Here is a 19965-nt window from a genome sequence, read left to right as displayed (position 1 = left end):
CCGGTAAGATAGGGAAGCTTGAAGGCTCCGCTACGGGAGCTGTTCCTGGCGGGTGGTCGTGGGCACTGATCCGCCGATGTTCACCAGGATGGGGTCCCGGTCGTTCGCGGCACCGGCGTATTTCACCACGCCGTCCAGGTTGACGTCCGTACCCAAGTATCCAGCGGCCGTGGCCGTGGGGACCGCTCCGCCCACGGTCACCAGGATCTGGTCGCGGTCATTGGCGCTCCCGGTGTAGCGCAGCCGATCGTCGCGCAGGGCGTTGCCAGCCCAGAGAACGGAGACACCCGCCACCTCCTTGGCCGCCCCGGTCCCGTACAGCGCGGTGCCCCGAAGGTCCACGGTGCGCGCGCCGATGGCCAGGTGCACGGGTTGGGCGGTCATCACGCCCAAGTGGTTGCGGTGGCGCAGGGCCACGTGCCAGGGCCCGGGCGCCACGCCGAACCGCACCGGTCCGCTCCCGTCCGCGGCCACCACGTCACCATCCCGCTGCAGCAGTGCGCTGGTCGAGGCCACCACAACGGCCGGGCTGCCCGGGTCGCGGACCTCCACCAGCACCCAGTCCACGATGGCATCGGGACCGGTGATGCTCAGCATGGAGGGCTGAACGGTCTCCCCTCCCCCACCCCCTGTGTGCACATACCCGAGCGCGGTATATGGCTCGGAGAGCGGCAACACCCCCTGCGCGCGGAGGTCATCGCGCATCATTCCGTCCAGGGCCTCATAAGGTCCCTCCAGAAAGGCCTTGAGCCGGATGCCCACCCGGGGGCGCAGCACGAAGAGGCCCTCACCCAGCCCGCTCACCGACACGATGCCGCTCTCGAAGAAGGGGTAATTGCCCCATGCACCGTTGTAGGAAGCACCATCATTCGGCAGGTAGGTGTCAAAATGCGCCACCGGCGTCAACGTGCCCGTGCTGACCCCGGCCGTATCGAGGATCCGCAGTCCGCTGGTGTAATTGCTCGCGTAGACCGCGCCACGATGGACGTACAGATTGTGGTCCACACTGGCGATCGGGGCCGTGTACGCGCCCAGATAAGTGGGGGCATCCACGTTCAGGAGGTCGAAGATCCGTGTGCGGGTCCCGTGCCCGAAGAAGCCTTCGTCACCCTCGTCGTTCATCAGCAGATAGCGATGATCCTCCGTGAGCCAGCCCTGATGGCTGATGCGCGCCCCGGAATAGGTGATCGTGGCCAGCGTGGTCATGTCCGTCTTGTCCGTCACATCCACGATGGTGATCTTGTCCGGGTTGCCCGAGTGGAAGTTGAAGCTCAACTGCTTCCCCTGATGATCCGGGTCGGGCCCCGCATAGGTGTACACCACGTTCTCGTGGATGTACCCGTCCACCGTGTGCGTGCCCACGAGGGTGGGCGTCAACGGATCGCTGACATCGAAGACCGTGAGGCCGCCGTTGTTGATGCTGGTTGTGCCCACCGCATAGACGTACTGATGCTGCTTGTCCGCATACAGGGTGTGGCTGTTGCCGATCACGCCGGTCCAGGCATCCTCAGTGAAGACCACCGGCGGGTTCGGCACGTTCCGCAGTCGGGTGAGGTCGAACACCTGCAGACCATGCCCCGCCAGCTCGGATCCGATGTAACACCAGTTGCCTGCCACGTCCACGTCACGCCAGAGGTTGCTCGTGGGGAAATGGCTCGGCAGGTTGCCGATGCGTACCGGCGCCGTGGGCACGGTGACATCGACGAAAGCGGTGCCGTTGTTGAGGCCGATGAGGACGTACTCCCGCCCGGTCAGGGGATCGGTCCAGCCCCAGAGATCGGCCGCATTGGGCTGTGGACCGGTCGCCCCCAACTGCGCCAAGGTCATGTGCGCCAGCAGGTCGATGTGCTCACAGGGATACGCACCGGCGAGGCCGTTGACGCACGGTGTTTGGGCGAAGGCGGCCGTTCCGCTCCACAGCGGAGCCACCAGGGCCGCGGAAAGAAGGAGTTGCAACGACCGGAGCATGCGGCCGGGATCGTGAACAGGTCGGCGATCAGCGCAGAACGACACGTTCGGTGCTCACCTGCCCGTCACTGGTGAGGCGCACCATGTACGTGCCGCGCTCCAGGCCGGCCACATCCACCGGGAAGCGCAACGCTCCGCGACCCGTGATGCGGTCGGCACGCACCAAGCGCCCCGACGCATCCAGCCACTCCACGAGCGCGACCTGGACGTCGGTGGGGATGTTCAGATCGAGCATCACCGGACCGGCCGACGGATTCGGGTGCACGGAGAAGCCGGCGCCAAGGGTCCCCTCCACACGCACACCGGTGTTCAACTGGTAGATCGCACCGGTCTGGTCCTGGCCGTTCAAGGACACGTAGTAGTCGCCGTTGTTGTTGACGTCGCCCGTCCAGCTGTCGTTCACGATCTCGAAGAACGAAGTGCCGTTCACCACGGGAATGGTCATCAGCACGACCTCATTGCCTGCGGTCCAGTTCTCGCCGAAGGCACTGAGGGCATTGGTGCCGAAGCCGGCGAAGATCTGGTAGCGGTACCCCCCGGCATCGGTCTCCGGTCCGGACTTGATCACGGGCATATAGAAGCTCACCGGCGCCACTTGGGCCACCTGGTCGAGGTTCGCGCCGGAGGCGGCATCCCAGCGGATGGTGAAGACGATGCTGGCGAAGAACTCATCGAAATCGCCATCGGGCCTCACCCGCACCTCGAGCTCGCTCGCACCGTTATCGACCAGGGTGATGTCCACCAATGGCAACTGGGCCCAGGTGATGGAGGAGAGGGAAAGGGCCAGTGCGAGGAGGAGGGTGCGCAACATGATCGTGATGGCCGGCGATCGGTACCGACGTTCCAAAGGTAGCCAGGGGAACGATCCGCGCGGGCTCACCAGAGACCCGGGATCAGCCGGGCGATGCCGCGCATCCTTTCCTCGCGCTCCGAAAAGGTGGCCGCGATGGCCCGCTCCTCGACCCGCACCTTGAGCAGGATCACCGGCAGCAGCAGCGCGGCGAACCCGGAATGCAGGCCGATGGGCGGCGCGGAACCCACGGCGGCGGCGGCAAGCAGGACCGCGAGGTACATCGGATGCCGCACCCAGCGGTAGGGGCCATCCACAATGAGGCGTGCACCGGGCCGCGGTTCAGGGAACACGCTGAAGGTGCTCCCCCCCATGGCGAGGATGGCCCAGCACACCAGCAGGAGCGACGCGGCGATGAGGATGAACCGGAGCGCCCCCAGCGCGGACCACGGCGCCGACAGCACCAGGCCGCATAGCAGGGTGAACTGCAGCAGAACCAGGGTGAACGAGCGCAGCGGGCGCTTCACAGGATGGCCTCCACGATGCGGTCCGCCGTGATGCCCTCGGCCTCCGCTTTGTAGTTGCGCACCATGCGGTGCCGCAGGATCGGCTTCGCCACCGCCTTCACGTCGTCGATGTCCGGAGAGAACCGGCCGTGCACCAGGGCGTGGCACTTCGCGCCGACCACCAGGAACTGGGACGCCCGGGGCCCGGCCCCCCAGCCCAGGTTGTCCTTCACGATCGCCGGAGCTCCGTCCTGGTGGGGGCGTGTGCGGGTGGCCAGTTTCACGGCATACTCCACCACATTGTCGGGGACGGGAAGCCGGCGCACCAGGCCCTGATAGAACTGGATCTCCTCGGCGGTGAGCACCGGTTCCACCTGGGGTTGAAGGTCGCTGGTGGTGGCCTTCACCACGGCGAGCTCGTCCGCGTAGCTCGGGTAATCCACCCAGATGTTGAACATGAACCGGTCCAGCTGGGCTTCAGGCAGCGGATAGGTGCCCTCCTGTTCGATGGGGTTCTGCGTGGCCAGCACGAAGAAGGGTTCCGGCAGCTTGTAGGTGTGCCCTCCGGCGGTGACGGCCTTCTCCTGCATGGCCTCCAGCAGGGCCGCCTGGGTCTTGGGAGGCGTGCGGTTGATCTCGTCGGCCAGAATGATGTTGGCGAACAAGGGTCCCTTGACGAAGCGGAAACGGCGCTCCTCATCCAGGATCTCGCTGCCCACGATGTCGCTGGGCATCAGGTCGGGCGTGAACTGGATGCGGTTGAAGCTGAGGCCCAGCGCCCGCGCCACGGTGTTCACCAGCAGCGTCTTCGCCAGGCCTGGAACGCCCACCAGCAGGCAGTGTCCGCGGCTGAAGACGGCGATCAGCACATCGTCGATCACGGCATCCTGACCGATGATGACCTGTCCGACCTGGGACTTCAGTCGGCGGTAGAGGTCGCCGAACCGTTCAACAGCCTGGACGTCATTGGCGGGGAGGGTGCTCATGGGGGGCCGAAAATACCGTGATCCGCAGGGTCATTCGCCTGCGGCGATGTTCCAATCGCGCAGGAAGGGACAGCCGGCGTGCGCGGGATCCACGCGGATGTAGGTGTCGACCAGTTTCAGACGCACCCAATCATCCACCGCCTTGGTGCGCAGCCGGCCCTCCGCGGCCTGCAGCAGGAGCTGGTAGTCGTCCTTGAGGTTGGCCCGGTGGGGCTCGGTGCGGCGCAACAGCTTGATGATCCGGAAGCTGCGCGTGCCATCCTCCGAAGTGATCACCGCCGGTTCGCTCACCTCCTGCACGGCCAGTTTGTCCACCACGAAGAAGGTCTGCTGGTCCAGTTCACCGATCGACCAGCGTGCGCTGTTGCTGTTGGGCTCGATGACGACGCCTCCGGAGGAGCGCGACTCCTCGTCGTCGCTATGCTCGGCGGCAGCGTTGCTGAAGTCGAGCGTGCCTGCACGGATCAGCGTGGCCAGGCTGTCCAGGTACCGGCGGGCCACCAGCAGGTCGTCGTTGCCCACCTGCGGCTTCAGCAGGATGTGCCTGGCGTTGTATTGCTCGCCCCTGCGCTCGATGAGCTGCATGAAGTGGTAGCCGTAGCTGGTCTTGAACACCTGGCTCACCTCGCCCTCCTTGAGGCTCATGGCCACCGCGTCGAACTCAGGCACCATGGCGCCCAGGGGCACCAGACCGAGCTCGCCGCAGTTCTGGGCGGACCCGGGATCCTCGCTGTACAGGATGGCCAGCGTGCAGAAGTCCTTCTCCCCTTTCACCACATTGTCGCGGAAGCCCTCGATGCGCCGACGCACCCTGCTGTCCTCCTCATCGCTCACACGCGGGGTGCGCACGATCTGGGCGAACTCCACCTGGGCGTTGATGTAGGGCAGGCTGTCCTCGGGGATCTCCTTGAAGAAGCGCTCCACATCGCGGGGTGATACCCGGATCTCGCCGGAGACCTGGCCTTCCATGCGCTGAACGAGCAATTGCTGCTGCACCTGGTCGTGGAAGTCGTCCTTGATCTCGGCGATGGACTTGCCATAGAACTCCTCCAGCTTCTCCTGCGAACCCAGCTGCATGATGAAGTACCGGATCCGGCGGTCGAGCTCGGCCTGCACCTGACCTTCATCCACCATCACACTGTCGAGCATCGCCTGGTCCAGGAGCATGCGTTCGTAGAGCAGCCCGCGAAGTTCCTCGCAGGTGGCCGCGGCGGTGATGGGCACGCCGTTCTGCCGCAGCTGCTCCTGGCGCCCCTGCAGGTCGCTGAGCAGCACCACCTCCCGGCCCACCACGCCCACGATGCCATCCACCACTTCGGGCACGGGCTGCGCCCAAAGCGGGCCCGCCATCGCAACGGCGGCGCAGAGGCTGAGGATGCGGCTAGTGCTCGGCATGGATGTCCCCGTTGGCCAGGGCCTGGCGGTAAAGATCGTCACGCATGTCGGCGATCAGCTTCACCTTGCGTTGATTCAGGACGATGGTGCGGATATCCTCGGCCACCAGGGCGAGGGGCGGCTCGTCGCCGGCGGACCGATGCTCCAGCACCTCCACGAAGTAGGTGTCCGCGCTGTCCGCCAGGACCAGGCGCTCGTTGCTGCGCAACCGGGCCCATACCTCGCCCGTGGCCACCGGCACCTGGGCGGCGAACTGGCCCAGGGTGGACCAGGCCGGACCGGGATCGTTGATGGAGACCCCCTTCAACGCGAGCCACACCTCCAGTTCGTGCAGGTCCTCGGGCCGTCCGCCGGTGAACCATCGCTGCACCTTCCGCAACTCCCGGTCGTCCACCTCGTGCACCTTGAACCAGCGCGCGCGAAGGATGTCCTCCCGAAGGGCGAAATCCTTCCGGTTGCTCTCGTAGTGCTGCTGAAGCTGCGCGTCGGTGACGACCGTGTCTAGCTTCTGCTCCACCACGGCCTGTTCGTAGGCGTAGATGATGAGGGAGTTGCGGTAGTCCCTGATCCTGGCCTCCACATCCATGTGGACCTCGGGCAGATTGCGTTCTGCGCTGGCCAACAGGACCTGTTCGCGAAGCCAGTTGTCGACAAAACTGCGGGCGAGGATGGCGCTGTCGTGTGGAGCGGCGTCCACCGGGACCACCTGCCGCAGATCGCTCCAATACAGCGTGTTGCCATAGGCCCGGGCAACGGGCGGGTCGGCCCCGTCATGCTCAGCGGCACACCCGACCGCCAGTGCGCAGCCGGTCAGCACAACGTGCATGGTGTGACGGGGACCGCGGAGCAATCGTCAGCGGATGGAATAGAGCACGTCCTTGTTGACGCGGACCTCATACTTGCCGCGCAGCTCCTTGATCCAGTCCTTCTCGAGCTGGTCCTGGTATGCCGCGGTGATCAGGCCGCGCGCCTCGTCCAGGGTCTTGGGCGTGGCCGGGATCACCTCCTGCAGGTCCACCATCACCACGCGTCCGTCGACGTTGAAGTTGTCCGATAGGCCGACGTTGACGATGCCCTTCAGATAGGGTTTCTCCTCGGCGGTCCAGGTGCCGCTGACGTGCTCGAGGTCAAGGGCGGATGTCCTGGTGAGCTCGGTCTGCAGCTCGGCGCCACGCTTGCCCTTCTTGTAGAGGGCCCGGGCCTTCTTGGCCACATCGGCGTTCGCACAGGTGTAAATGTCACCGCGGTAGCGGGTGTCCCACATGAAGTCCCGCTCATGGGCCTTGTGGAAGGCCTGCAGACCGGTGCTGTCCTTCACGGCCTTGCTCCACACCTTCTGGTCCGTAAGCTCGAAGAGGAGAATGCCGTCACGGTACTCCTTCATCAGGAGGCGGAACTCAGGGTACTTCTCCTCCAACCGGCCGTCCTCGTATTCCATCAACTTGTCGTCCACGAACTGCTGGAAGCGTTCGTCGACGTAGGCGGAGAAGGAGCGGCCGGGTTCGCGCCGTTGCTTGTCCCGCAGGTAGTCGAGCAGATCGGCCTGGGTGTAGCTGCGGCCCTCGATGGTGAACACCGGCTTGGTGAGCTTGGCGGCCTTGGCGGCATCGGGGGTCCAGCCTTCATGCACATCGCGCACCACCACGGTGTCCGCCGGGGTCTGCACCAGGTCGTCGTGTTTGCGGCTCCGGACGTTCACCAGCTTCCCCTCCTTGATGGTCCCGTTGAGCTCCCGCTTGTACCGGCCGTCCTTTCGCACGATGGGACCTTCGACGACATCCTTCCGACTGAGCGTGTCGAGCACCTGGGCGCCCTTGCGGAAGATGGTGCTGTCCAGCAGGGGCAGAACGGCCTTCACCGCCTTGGGATCGGGCTTGTAGCCATAGGTGGTGCGCAGCTTGTCGAGGAAGGCGCGGCGCGTGATGTCGGCCCGGCTGTCCCGGCTGATGCGGCTCTTGAGGTCGGCCTTGGCCTGGTCGAAGGTGGGTGGGGGCATGGCGTCCAGGCGCTTCACGATATGCCAGCCGTAGCGGGTCTTGAACGGTGCGCTGATCTCCTCATCGGCCTTGAGGCCGAAGGCGACATCCTCGAACTCCTCGATCATCTTGCCCGTGCCGAACATGGGCAGCTCGCCGCCCTTCGTGCTGGAGCTTTCGTCCTCGCTGTATTTCAAGGCCGCGTCGGCGAAGGTGAGGCTGCCCGCGGTCAGCTGCTGATGGATCTCGCGGATGCGCCGCTCGGTGTCGGCCTGCCGTTCGGGCGTATCCTGGTCGGAAGCGCGCAGCATGATGTGCGCCACCTTCACCTGACCGCGGGCCGGACGCGAGTCCGTGACCTTGATGATGTGATAGCCGAAGCGGGTCCGCACCGGCTGGCTCAGCTGGCCCACCGGCGTGGTGTACACGGCGCTCTCGAAGGGATAGACCATCTGCAGCGCGCTGAACCAGCCCAGATCGCCACCGTTCTTCTGAGCGCTGGGATCATCGCTGCCACCCTTGCCCTTGGCCACCGTGGCGAAGTCCTCACCCTTGGCCACGCGCTCGCGGAGGGCCATGATGCGTTTCCATGCCGCGGCGGTATCCTCAGGCGCGGCGTCCTCGGCCACCTGCACCAGGATGTGGCTGGCACGCATCTCTGTCCGCGACCGGTCATAGGCCTCCTTGATCAGCTGATCGTTCAGCTCGCGGTCGATGAGGTAGGGACGGGCCAGTTGCTTGCGGTAACCGTCCAGCTCGGTGCGGAACTTGGACACCGTGTCCATGCCGAGCACCTCGGCCTCGCGCACCTTCAGCTTGTAATTGATGAACAGATCGAGGTACTCGTCCAGTGCCTGCTGGGTGACAGCCGCGTCCTTGTTGTTCTTCTTGTAGATGGCCTCGAACTCACTTCGGCTGACCGGTTTGCCGTCCACGGTCATCACCGCCGGATCGGCGGCGCCGTCCTGGGCGTTCATATGACCGGCGAAGAAGAGGCCGGCGAGCAGAACGAACTTCCTCATTTCCATTGCAGTAGGCATCTCGGTTGAAGGGTCGCAAATGTAACCGGTTCGCCGGAGCGGAGGCCTGCCGCCGTGTGCAAAAAGATCTGAACGGCGCGGTGCGCCCCTGCCTTAGCGCCGATGCAGCGCATGACCGGTGGCCCCGGCATGGTAGCGCACCTTCATGAGGCCGGTGCCCTTCAGGAAGCTGATGCTGCCCACCGGACCGGGCTCCGCGGCCATCGGCCCATAGGCATCGCGCTCCAGGACCACCTCGAAGCGCACATCCCTGTTCGCCCGGCGGGCCCGGGCACTGCCATCCGCGTTGCGGGTGTCCACCGCGATGCGCTTCCACTGGTGGCCCGGCTTGCCGAAGAACAGCTCGGCGCGGGCATCCACCGGCAGGCTGAAGGCAAAGCGACCGTCCGGTCCCAACAGCGCGTACACGCAGGTCTCCCCTTCCACCTCCACGGAAAGCACGGCGTCCTGCTGATCGGCCTCGGTCGAACTGAGCCAGCCGATGATCATCACATGGTCCAGGGCATGCGCCGCGAACGGCGAGGCGAGCAGTGCGGTGGCACACAGGAGGCGGAGGGACTTTGGGGGACGCATGATCGGCGTGTTGTGGGTCCAAAAGTGGGCCCGTCACCACGGCCGGCCAATACCCACAAAGGGTGTTCCTCTCCTCACCCTCACACCCAGCACCGGTCCACGGCATAGCGCACCAGGCCCGCCGTGCTCCGCACATTGAGCTTGGTCATCAGGTTGCGCCGGTGGGTCTTCACCGTGTCCTCACTGATGAAGAGGGCTGCGGAGATCTCGGCGTTCGTCCGCTCCAGTGCGACCAGCCGGATGATCTCCCGCTCCCGCGCGGTGAGGCCGATGTACTCCCCGTCGGGCCGCTTCTCGGTGAAGGTGTAGCCCTTGTCCACCGCTTCCCGGGCGGCCGGGCTCAGGTGGCGGCCTCCGGCGATCACCGTGCGCACGGCCACGGGCAGCTCCTCGCGCGGGCCGTTCTTGACCACGTACCCGGATGCGCCCTCCAGCAGCATGCTGTTGATGTACTCGATGCCGTTGAGCAGCGAATGGGCCAGGGCCTTCACCTGCGGGTGCTCCTTGTGCAGGGCCCGCATGGCGTCGATGCCGTCCATCACCGGCAGTGACACATCCAACAGCACCAGGTCCGGCGGTGCCTGCCGCACCCGTTCGAGCATCGCCTCGCCTGTGCCGGCGTAGTCCGAGAGGTCCAGTTCGGGTGTATCCGCGTAGCGCGCCCTGAGGCCTTCGTGGACGAGTTCAAGGGCGTCCACCACCAGGATCCGCACGGGCAGCATGGCCCCAAGATCGGCGATCCCTAGAGATGGCTGTAATTGGGCGCCTCGCGGGTGATGAACACGTCGTGTGGATGGCTCTCGCGGACCCCGGCCGAGGTGATGCGGATGAACCGCGCCCCCTTCAGGGCGGCGATGTCCGGCGCACCGCAATAGCCCATGCCGGCCCGCAGGCCCCCCACCAGTTGGTGCATCACCTCCTCCAGCCGTCCCTTGAACGGCACCCGGCCGCTGATGCCCTCGGGCACGAGCTTCTTGATGTCGTCCTCCATGTCCTGGAAGTAGCGGTCCTTGCTGCCGTGCTGCATGGCCTCGATGGAGCCCATGCCGCGGTACGCCTTGAACCGGCGTCCCTCGTAGATGATGGTCTCGCCCGGGCTTTCGTCCACCCCGGCGAACATGCTGCCGATCATCACCGTGCTGGCGCCGGCCGCCAGGGCTTTCACCACGTCCCCGGTGTACCGGATGCCGCCGTCGGCGATCACCGGCACGTCGGTGCCCTCCAGGCCCGCAGCGCACTCCAGCACGGCGGTGAGCTGGGGTACGCCCACCCCGGCGATGACCCGCGTGGTGCAGATGCTGCCGGGTCCGATGCCCACCTTCACGGCATCGGCGCCCGCCTCGGCCAGCGCACGGGCCGCATCGGCGGTGGCCACATTGCCCACCACGACGTCCACATCCGGGAAGGCCTCCTTCACCTGGCGCAGCATGTGGACGACCCCCCGGGTATGGCCATGCGCGGTGTCGATCACCAAGGCATCGACGCCGGCCTCGACGAGCGCCCTGGCCCGGTCCATGCTGTCGGCGGCGATCCCGATGGCGGCGGCCACGCGCAGGCGCCCCAGATGGTCCTTGCAGGCGTTGGGACGCTGCTTGAGCTTCAGGATGTCCTTGTAGGTGATGAGGCCCACCAGGCGACCACCATCGTCCACCACGGGCAGCTTCTCGATCTTGTGCTCCTGGAGGATGTCCTCCGCCTGCGCCATGGTGGTGTTGCGCTGGGCGGTGATGAGCTGGTCCTTCGTCATCACTTCGGCCACCGGACGGCCCATGCGCTTCTCGAAGCGCAGGTCACGATTGGTGACGATGCCCACGAGCCGCCCGTCGGCGGCCACCACGGGAATTCCGCCGATCCGGTTCTCCGCCATCAGCTTGAGGGCGTCGCCCACCAGGGCCTTCTCCTCCAGCTTCACGGGATCGAGGATCATGCCGCTCTCGCTGCGCTTCACCCGACGCACCTCGTTGGCCTGCGCGGCGACCGGCTGGTTCTTGTGCACCACGCCGATGCCGCCCTGCTGGGCGATGGCGATGGCCAGCTCCGATCCGGTGACGGTATCCATCGCGGCACTGACGATGGGTACGTTCAGGGTGATGCGCCGGGAGAACCGCGTGCGGATGGCCACTTCGCGGGGAAGCACCTCGCTGTAGGCGGGCACCAGGAGCACGTCATCGTAGGTGAGCCCTTCACCCACGAACTTGTCGGCACGGCCGTTGGCGGAGTTCCGGGAGGCCTTTGCGGCCGTCACACCGGCAGGGGATCGTTCCATGCACAAAGGTAGATCGCGCCGCGATCACGACCTACTCCCTCCCCCACAGGAAGGTCACCGTACCCCGTTTGTCCAGCTTGCGACCTTCACCGTTCTCGAACGCGCAGTAGTACCCGTAGACCCCTTGCGGCACATAGGTGCCTTCCACCCTGCCGTCCCAGCCCTGCGCCGGATCGTTGGTCGACCAGATGTTCTGACCCCACCGGTTGTAGATGATCAGCTGATAGCTGGCAAAGCCCGTATAGGCGGTAACGGGCCTGAACTCGGTGTTCGCCTCGATGGAGCTTCCCGCGATGAACGCATTGGGCAGCCAGAACTGGACCTCCTGCACGGCGCAGGCCTCATTGCTCCGGCTGTACACCTCGATCCCGCTGGGGTTGCCCACCTCGAAGGCCTCCACGTAGTAGCAGAATCCGCCGTTGGTGGCGATCAGGTCCTGCACCGGGTCGCTGTAGGTCCATTGATCGCCGGGGAGAAGGACCAACTGCTGCCAGGGGCCATCGGCGATGCTGCGGTACACGGCGTAGGCCCCCACCGTCCCGGCCCATTCGCCGTACCCGTTCCAGGTCAGGTGGCTGAACCCCTCCAGGTCGGCCTCGGCGCGCAGGTGGATGGTGGCCGCGGTGTTCGACGTCACGACGGAGGTGCCGCAACTGTCCTCCACCTGGACCCGGTAGCTGTAGCTGCGCTGGTCGGCCTCCACATCGAGGTCATCGAACACCACCGTGCCACCGGGTACGGCGGCGCCCTGCCGCACCGCGATCAACTCGAAGGGGCCGCCATTGGCGCTGCGTTCCAGGAGGTACCGCCTGGCGGCGGCGGAGACGTCCACGCTGTCCACCACCTGGATGTGGTCATCGGCCAGCACCGTGGCCACCCGGATGTAGTTGAACTGGGGCACGGGCGGGTAGTCCGTCGGCCGGATGGCCTTGTTGCTCAGCGACCACGGGGTGCCGTTCGCGCCGACCGCCTTCACCACGTAGGAGTAGGTGGTGAAGGGCAGCACGTTCTCGTGAAGGGCGGAACCGGCCGAGGGATTGAAGATGCCCAGGAGGAACCAGCTTCCTCCGGCCTGCTGCGCGTACACCTCGTAGTTCGCCACCGGCCATCCACCGTAGGGTGTCCAGCTGACGGTGACCGTGGAGGCACATTCGTCATAGCTCGTGGTCGCATGGATGGTGGTGTGCGGATCGAGCGTGGCGCTGGTGTTGGGGCTGGGCGGGATGCCCGTCCAGCAGGTATCGAAGGCCGCCACCGTGAACGACTCGGGCACGGTGGCCGCATCGCTCAGCAGGTACTGGTAGAAGGTGTTGCCCTGCCCCCACACGGTGTCGATGATGGTGTTGCCCAACGCATCGATCAACACCACGATGTAGCCATCGGTGTCGCCTTCCGGACTGGCCCCCCAATCGATGGTGGCCTGGCCGCTGGCCGTATCCACCGACACCGTGGTGATCACAGGGGGCGTGGGCGGCGTGTCGTCGCGAAACACATCCCCGTCCCGGCTGCTGAAGGAGGTGCAGAGGTTGCCGTTGGCCTGGCTCACCCGGAACGTGAGCGAGTCCTCGCAGATGCTGATGATGTGCTCGTAGTGCGTGGTGGGCACCTCCACGGAGCCGATCAGCTGCCAGCTACCCACCGGGTACTCCATCCAGATGTCGTACATGGTGTCCGCCGTGGCCAGGGCGGGCGTGTGCTGTGGGGTCCAATCGAGGACGGCGCTCCCCAGCGGACTGCTCTGCGTGACGTCGAGGAACAGGGTGGACAGGGTGTCGCTGGGGGCCGACGCGTTGGGGGGCGGACCTGTGGAAACGGCCACCACATGGTAGTACTGCGGGGCGAGGTGCGCACCGGCCCCGAAATGTGTGAACGAGGTGGTGCCGTACACCGGGATCACCGGCGGCACCAGCGCATACGGGCCACCCAGTGAGGCGCTATGGTAGACCTCGTACTGCTGGAACACCCCGTTGGGATCGGGAGGCACCACCCAGTTGAGGGTGACATCGCCGGACACGTTGACCGATGCGCAACGGAGCGAGGGCGCGTCGAGCACTTGAGCCGTGGCGGGCACAAGCCCGACGGCTGGGAGCAGCGCGAGGCAGAGTCCGGTCGCCAGGGTGCGCATGTGGAACGGGGTCACTTTTGAAGACGTTGGCCCGGGTCGGGTTGTTGCCAGGGGGCCACCATGGAACGCCCATCGGTGCCGATCCGTGCGGCGGCGGTGTGGAACTCCTCCACCAGACCCTGCACGATCCGCGCGGCCGGAAGCACCTCGCGGACGGCCGCGCTCACCTGGCCGATCTCCAGCTCCCCCTGCTCCAGGTCGCCTTCGAACATGCCCCGCTTGGCCCGGGCGCGGCCGAGCACCTGCTTCAGTTCCTCCACGCCGGCCCCGCGGGCGTAGGCGGCCTGCACCTCCTGGAAGAAGGCGTTCCGCACCAATCGGACCGGTGCCAACTCCTTGAGCGTGAGCATTGTACCGCCTTCATCCACACGGGTCACCGCCTCCTTGAACGCCGGATGGGCGCTGGATTCCTCGCTGCACACGAACCGGGTGCCGACCTGTACGCCGTCGGCGCCAAGCACCATGCAGGCCAGCATGGCCCGCCCATCGGCGATGCCTCCGGCGGCGATCACGGGCACCCGCACCGCATCGCGCACCATGGGCACCAGCACCAGGGTGGTGGTCTCCTCCCGGCCGTTGTGCCCGCCGGCCTCAAAGCCCTCGGCCACCACGGCGTCCACCCCGGCGTCCTGGGCCTTCCGGGCGAACTTCACGCTGCTGACCACGTGCACCACGGTGCGGCCCGCCTCCTTCAGGCGCGGCGTGAGCAGGGCGGGATTCCCGGCGGAAGTGAACACGACGGGCACCTCCTCCTCCAGCACGATGGCCACGTGCTTCTCCAGGTCCGCGTACAGCAGCGGGATGTTCACCCCGAACGGCCGGTCGGTGGCGGCCTTGCACTTGCGGATGTGCTCGCGCAGCACCTCGGGGTACATGGACCCGGCGCCGATGAGGCCCAGCCCACCCGCATTGCTCACCGCCGCGGCCAGCCTCCAGCCCGAGCACCAGATCATGCCGGCCTGCACGATCGGGTAGCGGATGCCGAACAAGCTGCAGAGCGGGTTCGCTGGGGACTGGTCCACGGTGGGGCGTGAGGGGCGGCGAAGATAGCCTAAGGGGTACGGTGCGATCGTGGGCAGCTTGTTGATATCCAACACGTTGGGATCACCGTAGAAGGCCGCGGAACTTTGTTATGTTTGCCGGATGGATCCCCACCGGGTCCACACCGCGCATGTCGACGATGATGAAACGCTCCCTCCTCGCCCTCTTCGTGGTGGTCATGGCCGTCCAGGCAAAGGCCCAGTACGCTTGGGATATCGGTGTCCACCTCGGGGGCGCCAACTACCTGGGCGAGATGGGCGGCAAGGAGCAGACGCGCCGCGACTTCATCTGGGACATGAAGCTGGGACAGACGCGTTGGAGCATCGGTGTGTTCGGCCGTCGCAAGCTGAACCGCTCCTTCTCGGTGAGCGCCGGTCTGATGTACCTGCGCCTCCAAGGTGCGGACGCCCTCAGCACCAACCCGCAGCGCGTGGGCCGCAACCTGAACTTCCGGAACGACATGTTCGAGCTGTATGTGCGGCCGGAGTTCACCATCTTCCAGGACAACGACATCGGCGGCAAGGGCCGCTACCGCACCGACTTCCGGCTGTTCCTCTACGCCGGTGCCGCGCTCTTCTATCACAATCCGAAGGCCCAGATCAACCGCGAGGGGGCGTTCTACGCGCTGCAACCGCTGCAGACCGAAGGTGTCGCCTACTCCAAGTTCGGCTTCGCCATCCCTGCAGGCCTGGGCATGCACATCACCAAGAAGCGCCGCCATCGCTACGGCTTTGACTTCGGCTGGCGGACCACCTTCACGGACTATCTGGATGATGCCAGCACGGAATACGTGAACATCCCGGAGACCGGCGATCCCTTGGCGATACAGCTGTATGACCAGCGTCCCTATCTTGATGATGTGGACCTCGTGACCTCCGGGACCCAGGTCCAGACGGCCGGTGGTGATGTGGTCACGGTGCCTGACGCGATCCAATACGGATGGGTGCCTGACACCGACGGCGCCAGCAAGAAGGAGAACAACAAGCGCGGCGACCCCACGCACAACGACAGCTACCTGACGATGACCCTCACTTACAGCTACGTGCTGAAGGGGCAGTCCAACTTCTACCGCCAGCGCTACAGCTGGATCCGTGGCAAGAAGCGCATCGGCCGCAAGAGCCGCGCGAAGTTCTAAGCGGAGCGTGCACACCTTGGAACGGGGACCGCGGTCCCCGTTCCGCGTTTCAGGCCTCGATGTGGTTCGTATCCAGCCAGTCGGCGAGCACCACAAGGCCCCAGACACGGGCCCAGTTCACCCGACGGTCCCGCGCCAGGAAGCGTGACCACAGCGCCTCCACGCCTTCGCGGCGGAAGACGGGCCGGGCGCCCATCGTCCGCAGGCGAGCCTCGCAGAAGCTGCGCAGCTCGTTGCGCATCCAGTGCTCCCACGGCAGGGTGAAGCCCATCTTCGGGCGGTTCACGATGCGCTCTGGAAGCAGGTCGCCCAGCGCGTCCACCAGCAGCTTCTTCGGGCTGTGCGGGAACTTGTGCTCATCGGACACCCCGAGGACGAACTCCACGAGCTCGTGGTCCAGGAAGGGCACGCGCACCTCCAACGCGTGGGCCATGCTCATCTGGTCCGTGTCGCGCAGCAGCACGTTGGAGAGGTAGGTGTCCAGCTCGGCCACGCTCACCTGGGACAGCAGTGGCAAAGCACCGGCGCCGGAGGCGTAACGTTCGTGCAGCAGCGCGGCCACGGCATTGTCCGGCAGCGTGGGCTGCTGGATCAACCGTCGCAGGTCGGGGTCCAGGAAGGCGATCCGCGAGAACGGATAGGTGTGCTCGGGACCGAACCCCGGGGCGCGCAACAGACCGGGCAACTTCGCCGTGGCGGCTGACGGGCGGACGAGGGCCGCAAGCTCGCCGGCAAGGCCCCGCACACCTGGCGGCACGAGGCCCAAGGCACGCCATCGCCACAGCCTGTCGGTGCGGGTGAACACGGGATAACCCGCGAAGACCTCGTCGCCACCCAGGCCGGACAAGGCCATGGTGATGCCGGCCTCCCGCGTCACCTTGGAGACCACGTAGGTGTTGGGGCCGTCGCCGCTGGGGTGGTCCATGGCGGCCAGGGCGTGGGGCAGCAGGCGGAGCATGTCGTCCGGGCGCAGCCGGATGGCCGTGTGGCGGGTGCCGAACTTCTTCGCCACGATGCGCGCGTAGCGCTCCTCGCTGAACTCCTGCTCGTCGAAGACCACCGAGAAGGTGTTCACCGGGGCGGTGCTCACCTGCGCCATCAGGCCCACCACCGCACTGCTGTCGATGCCGCCGCTGAGAAAGGCGCCGAAGGGCACATCGGCCACGAGCCGGCGCTCCACCGCCCGGGTGAGCCGCTCACGCACTTCGCGCTGCACGCGCTCCAGCGGCAGGTCGGCCGCTTCACGCCGGGTGTTCGCCACCAGGTCCCAGTAACGCCCCTGTTCGGTGCGGCCGTCGTGCCACGCCATCCAGTGGCCCGGCATCAGCATGCGCACGCCGGCCACCAACGTACGCGGCGCATGCACCGTCCGATACCTCAGATGGTCCACCAGCCCGTCATGGTCCAGCTTGCGGGGCACCAGGCCCGAGGCGAGCAGGGCACGCAGTTCGGAGGCGAAGGCGAGCCGTCCACCGTCCTCGTGCAGGTAGAGCGGCTTGATGCCCATGCGGTCGCGTGCCAACAGGAGCCTTCGCTCCGTGCGGTCCCACCAGGCGAAGGCGAACATGCCCATCAGGCGGTCCAGTGCGCGGGTGCCCCATACCGTGAGCGCGGCCGCGAGCACTTCGGTATCCGAACCGGTGCGGAAGGGGAGCATGCCCGGCAGGCGCTCCAGTTCGGTGCGCAGTTCACGGTAGTTGTAGATCTCGCCATTGAAGACGAGCACGTGGCGACCATCGGCCGTGTGGAAGGGCTGGTCGGCGGCGCTGCTGAGGTCGATGATCTTCAGGCGGCGGTGCCCCAGGGTCACCTCAGCGTCGGACCACAGGCCACCCGCGTCCGGTCCACGATGGCGCTGGGCGTCGTTCATCCGGCCCACGGCCGCAGCGGCCTCCTCGGGCCGGGGATGTCCTGCGATGCCTGCGATGCCGCACATGCCCGGTGGCCGCGCCTACAGGATGAAGCGCGTGTCGGCGAGGATGCGCTGGATGCCGTCGCGCAACGGCAGCGGCTCGCGGCCCAGCAACTGGCGCATCCGGCTGATGTCGGGCATGCGGCGCGTCATGTCGCCCTCCTCCAGCGGCGGCAGGTGCACGATGCGGCTGCTGCTGCCCGTCAGCTCGATGATCAACCGGGCCAGGTCCATGATGGTGATCTCCACGTCGCTGCCGATGTTGACCACGTCGTTCACCACGAGGCCCTTGGTGAAGGCGTTCACGCAGGCCTCGATGTTGTCGTCGATGAAGCAAAAGGTGCGCGTCTGGCCGCCATCGCCGTAGATGGTGATGTCCTCGCCCTTCAAGGCCGCCCGGATGAACTTGCTCACCACGAAGTCCCGGCTCTGCTTGGGTCCGTAGGTGTTGAAGAAGCGGAACACGGTGTAGTCCAGCCCGTACTCCTTGTGGTAGCTGCGCAGGAAGGCCTCGCCCACGTTCTTCACGATGGCATACGGCAGCTTGCTATTGAGCGGTGTGGTGCGCTCGTTCTGGGGGATCTCCACCGGTTCGCCGTACACCTCGCTGCTGCTGCTGAAGAGGACGCGTTTGACGCCGGTGTTCTTGCTCAGGTCGAGCACGTTGCGGATGCCGTCCAGGTCGCGGAGCACCATCACCGGGTTGTCCGTGGTGCGCTTCACCCCCACCACTGCGGCGTAGTGGAACACGTACTCGAAGCGGTAGGCGTAGAACACGCTGCTGATATCCTCGAAGCGGTTGGCGTCGCACTTGATGAAGTGCAGGTTGGGCCGCTCGGCCAGGGGCAGCTTGCGCACGTCGCCGGTGAGGAGGTTGTCCACCGCCACCACTTCATTGCTGGGGTCCTGGGCGAGCCGTGCGGCCAGTTCGCTGGGGATGAAACCGGCGCCGCCGGTGACGAGGATACGGGCCATGGGGCGACGAAGCTACGGGTGCCGCTGGATAGACGCGGGCGAACACGGAAGGATGCGCCGTAGCGGTCGGATCGAACCACAGATGCACACCCATGGACACGGATGCCCCTTCTGCTGGCAGTTCCACCCGAGGCCAGGACATGGGCGCGGCCCCTAGCGTCGGACGATGCGCCGCACGAGCACGACCAGCAGCAGCATCAGGCCCGCCCCCCACCAGAAGGCGCGGTGCAACACGGTGCTCTTCACCCGATAGGGCAGCAGCCGCCAGTTGAACCCCTCTCCCTTCCCGCGCTTCGAGCGCCACCAGGCCGCATCGTAGGTCTCCGGGGCCTGGAGCTGCTGCCCGGTGAGGGAGAGCGCGCTCCACTTCACGGTGTCGGGGTACACATCGGCGATCAGCAGGGCATCGCGTGGCTCATCGCGGATGGCGCACTGGATGAAGGTGATCCCGCCGTTGCGGGACAGGTTGTCCGGCGCGTGCGGCTGGAAGAAGATGCTGCTCGGCGCGCTTCCACCCAGGCTGCCGCTGATCCAGTACACGTGGGCGTGCTGCGCGATCTTCTCCAGCAGCGGGTACACATCCTTGCGGAAGTTGGTGCCGAAGGTGGAACGGGTGTTCTCCTTGAACAGGTCGCTGTACAGCGGATCGTCCTCGGCCCAGATGGGGCGGTGGGAGATGATGAAGAGATGCCTTGGGATAAACAGGTCCTCCGCTTCCAATAATGAAGCCAAGCGGTCCAGCACATCAGAGCTTATCGTGCCGTCCTCACGTTCGGTGTTAAGCAGGAGGACACGGTCTGCCTGCCATGTCACGATCTCTTTCAACTCATCCGCTTCTTTTCCGGCACTAGCGCTCAGGTCATGATTCCCCGGCGCATTGAAGAAGGGCATCTTCAGCTTGCTGAACAACGCGCGCTGGTAGCGCGGCAGGTCCTTCACCGGGTCCATGAAGAGGTCGCCGGTGCTGAGGAAGAGGTGCGCGCCGAGGCTGTTGATCGTGTCCAGGTTCGCGAGCAGGGTGGCCGCCGGGTAGCCGCTGCGGTTGGTGCTCTCGCCGTGGAAATGCCCGCCGATGAGAATGCGGTAGTGGCCGCTGCTGTCCGCAGGAAGTACCTCCAGTCCGTTGAAGGGCGAGCGCTGTGCATGAACGGGTCCGGCCGACAGCAGGACGCCGATCAGCAGGATCGCCGCGCGACCAAGGACATGTGCCCATGTGCCCATGTGCCCATGTGCACATGACCACATGTCCACATGACCACATGACCGCCTGCCGTCCG

16 protein-coding genes are annotated in these 19965 nt (G+C 66.1%); 1 reads left to right on the top strand and 15 read right to left on the bottom strand.

Annotated elements, in window-relative coordinates; translation table 11 throughout:
- Positions 1-30: 30 nt before the first annotated feature.
- The 12 genes from IPM49_17035 to IPM49_16980 all read right to left on the bottom strand — a co-directional run bounded on the left by IPM49_17035 (position 31) and on the right by IPM49_16980 (position 14647).
- Complete coding sequence (locus IPM49_17035; protein MBK9276228.1) at positions 31-1968, bottom strand: choice-of-anchor B family protein; 1938 nt, start codon at positions 1966-1968, stop codon at positions 31-33.
- A gap of 28 nt (positions 1969-1996) precedes the next feature.
- A complete protein-coding gene (locus tag IPM49_17030; GenBank protein MBK9276227.1) occupies positions 1997-2779 on the bottom strand; it encodes a T9SS type A sorting domain-containing protein in 783 nt (260 codons plus the stop codon).
- Positions 2780-2844: 65 nt separating this feature from the next.
- Positions 2845-3285 (bottom strand): hypothetical protein, encoded by a 441-nt coding sequence (locus IPM49_17025; GenBank protein ID MBK9276226.1) that lies wholly within the window; start codon positions 3283-3285, stop codon positions 2845-2847.
- Positions 3282-4250 carry a MoxR family ATPase gene (locus tag IPM49_17020; protein MBK9276225.1) on the bottom strand — a complete coding sequence of 323 codons (969 nt, stop codon included), beginning with the start codon at positions 4248-4250 and terminating at the stop codon, positions 3282-3284. Before IPM49_17020 ends, IPM49_17025 begins: the two co-directional genes overlap by 4 nt.
- A gap of 30 nt (positions 4251-4280) precedes the next feature.
- Positions 4281-5645: a peptidylprolyl isomerase gene (locus tag IPM49_17015; GenBank protein MBK9276224.1), complete on the bottom strand. Its 1365-nt coding sequence runs from the start codon at positions 5643-5645 to the stop codon at positions 4281-4283.
- The gene (locus IPM49_17010) at positions 5632-6471 is read right to left on the bottom strand and encodes a hypothetical protein (GenBank protein MBK9276223.1); all 840 of its coding nucleotides are present in this window, start codon (positions 6469-6471) and stop codon (positions 5632-5634) included. The genes IPM49_17015 and IPM49_17010 overlap by 14 nt, the downstream gene beginning before the upstream one ends.
- 27 nt (positions 6472-6498) lie before the next feature.
- The gene (locus IPM49_17005) at positions 6499-8643 is read right to left on the bottom strand and encodes a peptidylprolyl isomerase (protein MBK9276222.1); all 2145 of its coding nucleotides are present in this window, start codon (positions 8641-8643) and stop codon (positions 6499-6501) included.
- A 111-nt stretch (positions 8644-8754) separates the two neighbouring features.
- The gene (locus IPM49_17000; GenBank protein MBK9276221.1) at positions 8755-9234 is read right to left on the bottom strand and encodes a hypothetical protein; all 480 of its coding nucleotides are present in this window, start codon (positions 9232-9234) and stop codon (positions 8755-8757) included.
- 80 nt (positions 9235-9314) lie between these two features.
- Entirely contained in the window at positions 9315-9956 is a 642-nt protein-coding gene (locus IPM49_16995; protein MBK9276220.1) for a response regulator transcription factor, read from the bottom strand.
- A 20-nt stretch (positions 9957-9976) separates the two neighbouring features.
- Positions 9977-11500: an IMP dehydrogenase gene (gene guaB / locus IPM49_16990; protein MBK9276219.1), complete on the bottom strand. Its 1524-nt coding sequence runs from the start codon at positions 11498-11500 to the stop codon at positions 9977-9979.
- Positions 11501-11531: 31 nt separating this feature from the next.
- Positions 11532-13625 (bottom strand): gliding motility-associated C-terminal domain-containing protein, encoded by a 2094-nt coding sequence (locus tag IPM49_16985; GenBank protein MBK9276218.1) that lies wholly within the window; start codon positions 13623-13625, stop codon positions 11532-11534.
- Positions 13626-13636: 11 nt separating this feature from the next.
- Positions 13637-14647: a nitronate monooxygenase gene (locus IPM49_16980; GenBank protein ID MBK9276217.1), complete on the bottom strand. Its 1011-nt coding sequence runs from the start codon at positions 14645-14647 to the stop codon at positions 13637-13639.
- Between the two features lie 161 nt (positions 14648-14808).
- Between IPM49_16980 and IPM49_16975 the strand changes: the two genes are divergently transcribed.
- Positions 14809-15801, top strand: a complete 993-nt coding sequence (locus tag IPM49_16975; GenBank protein ID MBK9276216.1) for an outer membrane beta-barrel protein — start codon at positions 14809-14811, stop codon at positions 15799-15801.
- A 49-nt stretch (positions 15802-15850) separates the two neighbouring features.
- Here IPM49_16975 and asnB read toward each other — a convergent pair whose 3' ends face one another.
- The 3 genes from asnB to IPM49_16960 form a co-directional block, all read right to left on the bottom strand.
- On the bottom strand, positions 15851-17737 hold the full coding sequence (asnB, locus tag IPM49_16970; protein ID MBK9276215.1) for an asparagine synthase (glutamine-hydrolyzing): 1887 nt from the start codon (positions 17735-17737) through the stop codon (positions 15851-15853).
- A gap of 15 nt (positions 17738-17752) precedes the next feature.
- Entirely contained in the window at positions 17753-18688 is a 936-nt protein-coding gene (locus IPM49_16965) for an NAD-dependent epimerase/dehydratase family protein (protein MBK9276214.1), read from the bottom strand.
- Positions 18689-18841: 153 nt separating this feature from the next.
- The gene (locus IPM49_16960) at positions 18842-19909 is read right to left on the bottom strand and encodes a metallophosphoesterase (protein ID MBK9276213.1); all 1068 of its coding nucleotides are present in this window, start codon (positions 19907-19909) and stop codon (positions 18842-18844) included.
- Positions 19910-19965: the final 56 nt, after the last annotated feature.

The organism is Flavobacteriales bacterium (assembly GCA_016715895.1).
Lineage (GTDB): Bacteria > Bacteroidota > Bacteroidia > Flavobacteriales_F > PHOS-HE28 > PHOS-HE28.
The sequence above is the reverse complement of the archived record's forward strand: the minus strand, read 5'-3'. Positions and strand labels throughout refer to the sequence as shown.

What these genes read in the sequence shown, in the direction of transcription:
- IPM49_17005 (MBK9276222.1), bottom strand. Translation starts at nt 8,643, where the DNA reads ATGAGGAAGTTCGTTCTGCTCGCCGGCCTCTTCTTCGCCGGTCATATG.
- IPM49_16960 (MBK9276213.1), bottom strand. Translation starts at nt 19,909, where the DNA reads ATGGGCACATGGGCACATGTCCTTGGTCGCGCGGCGATCCTGCTGATC.
- IPM49_16965 (MBK9276214.1), bottom strand. Translation starts at nt 18,688, where the DNA reads ATGGCCCGTATCCTCGTCACCGGCGGCGCCGGTTTCATCCCCAGCGAA.
- guaB (MBK9276219.1), bottom strand. Translation starts at nt 11,500, where the DNA reads ATGGAACGATCCCCTGCCGGTGTGACGGCCGCAAAGGCCTCCCGGAAC.
- IPM49_17030 (MBK9276227.1), bottom strand. Translation starts at nt 2,779, where the DNA reads ATGTTGCGCACCCTCCTCCTCGCACTGGCCCTTTCCCTCTCCTCCATC.
- asnB (MBK9276215.1), bottom strand. Translation starts at nt 17,737, where the DNA reads ATGTGCGGCATCGCAGGCATCGCAGGACATCCCCGGCCCGAGGAGGCC.
- IPM49_16985 (MBK9276218.1), bottom strand. Translation starts at nt 13,625, where the DNA reads ATGCGCACCCTGGCGACCGGACTCTGCCTCGCGCTGCTCCCAGCCGTC.
- IPM49_16975 (MBK9276216.1), top strand. Translation starts at nt 14,809, where the DNA reads ATGAAACGCTCCCTCCTCGCCCTCTTCGTGGTGGTCATGGCCGTCCAG.
- IPM49_17020 (MBK9276225.1), bottom strand. Translation starts at nt 4,250, where the DNA reads ATGAGCACCCTCCCCGCCAATGACGTCCAGGCTGTTGAACGGTTCGGC.
- IPM49_16995 (MBK9276220.1), bottom strand. Translation starts at nt 9,956, where the DNA reads ATGCTGCCCGTGCGGATCCTGGTGGTGGACGCCCTTGAACTCGTCCAC.
- IPM49_17035 (MBK9276228.1), bottom strand. Translation starts at nt 1,968, where the DNA reads ATGCTCCGGTCGTTGCAACTCCTTCTTTCCGCGGCCCTGGTGGCTCCG.
- IPM49_17015 (MBK9276224.1), bottom strand. Translation starts at nt 5,645, where the DNA reads ATGCCGAGCACTAGCCGCATCCTCAGCCTCTGCGCCGCCGTTGCGATG.
- IPM49_17000 (MBK9276221.1), bottom strand. Translation starts at nt 9,234, where the DNA reads ATGCGTCCCCCAAAGTCCCTCCGCCTCCTGTGTGCCACCGCACTGCTC.
- IPM49_17010 (MBK9276223.1), bottom strand. Translation starts at nt 6,471, where the DNA reads ATGCACGTTGTGCTGACCGGCTGCGCACTGGCGGTCGGGTGTGCCGCT.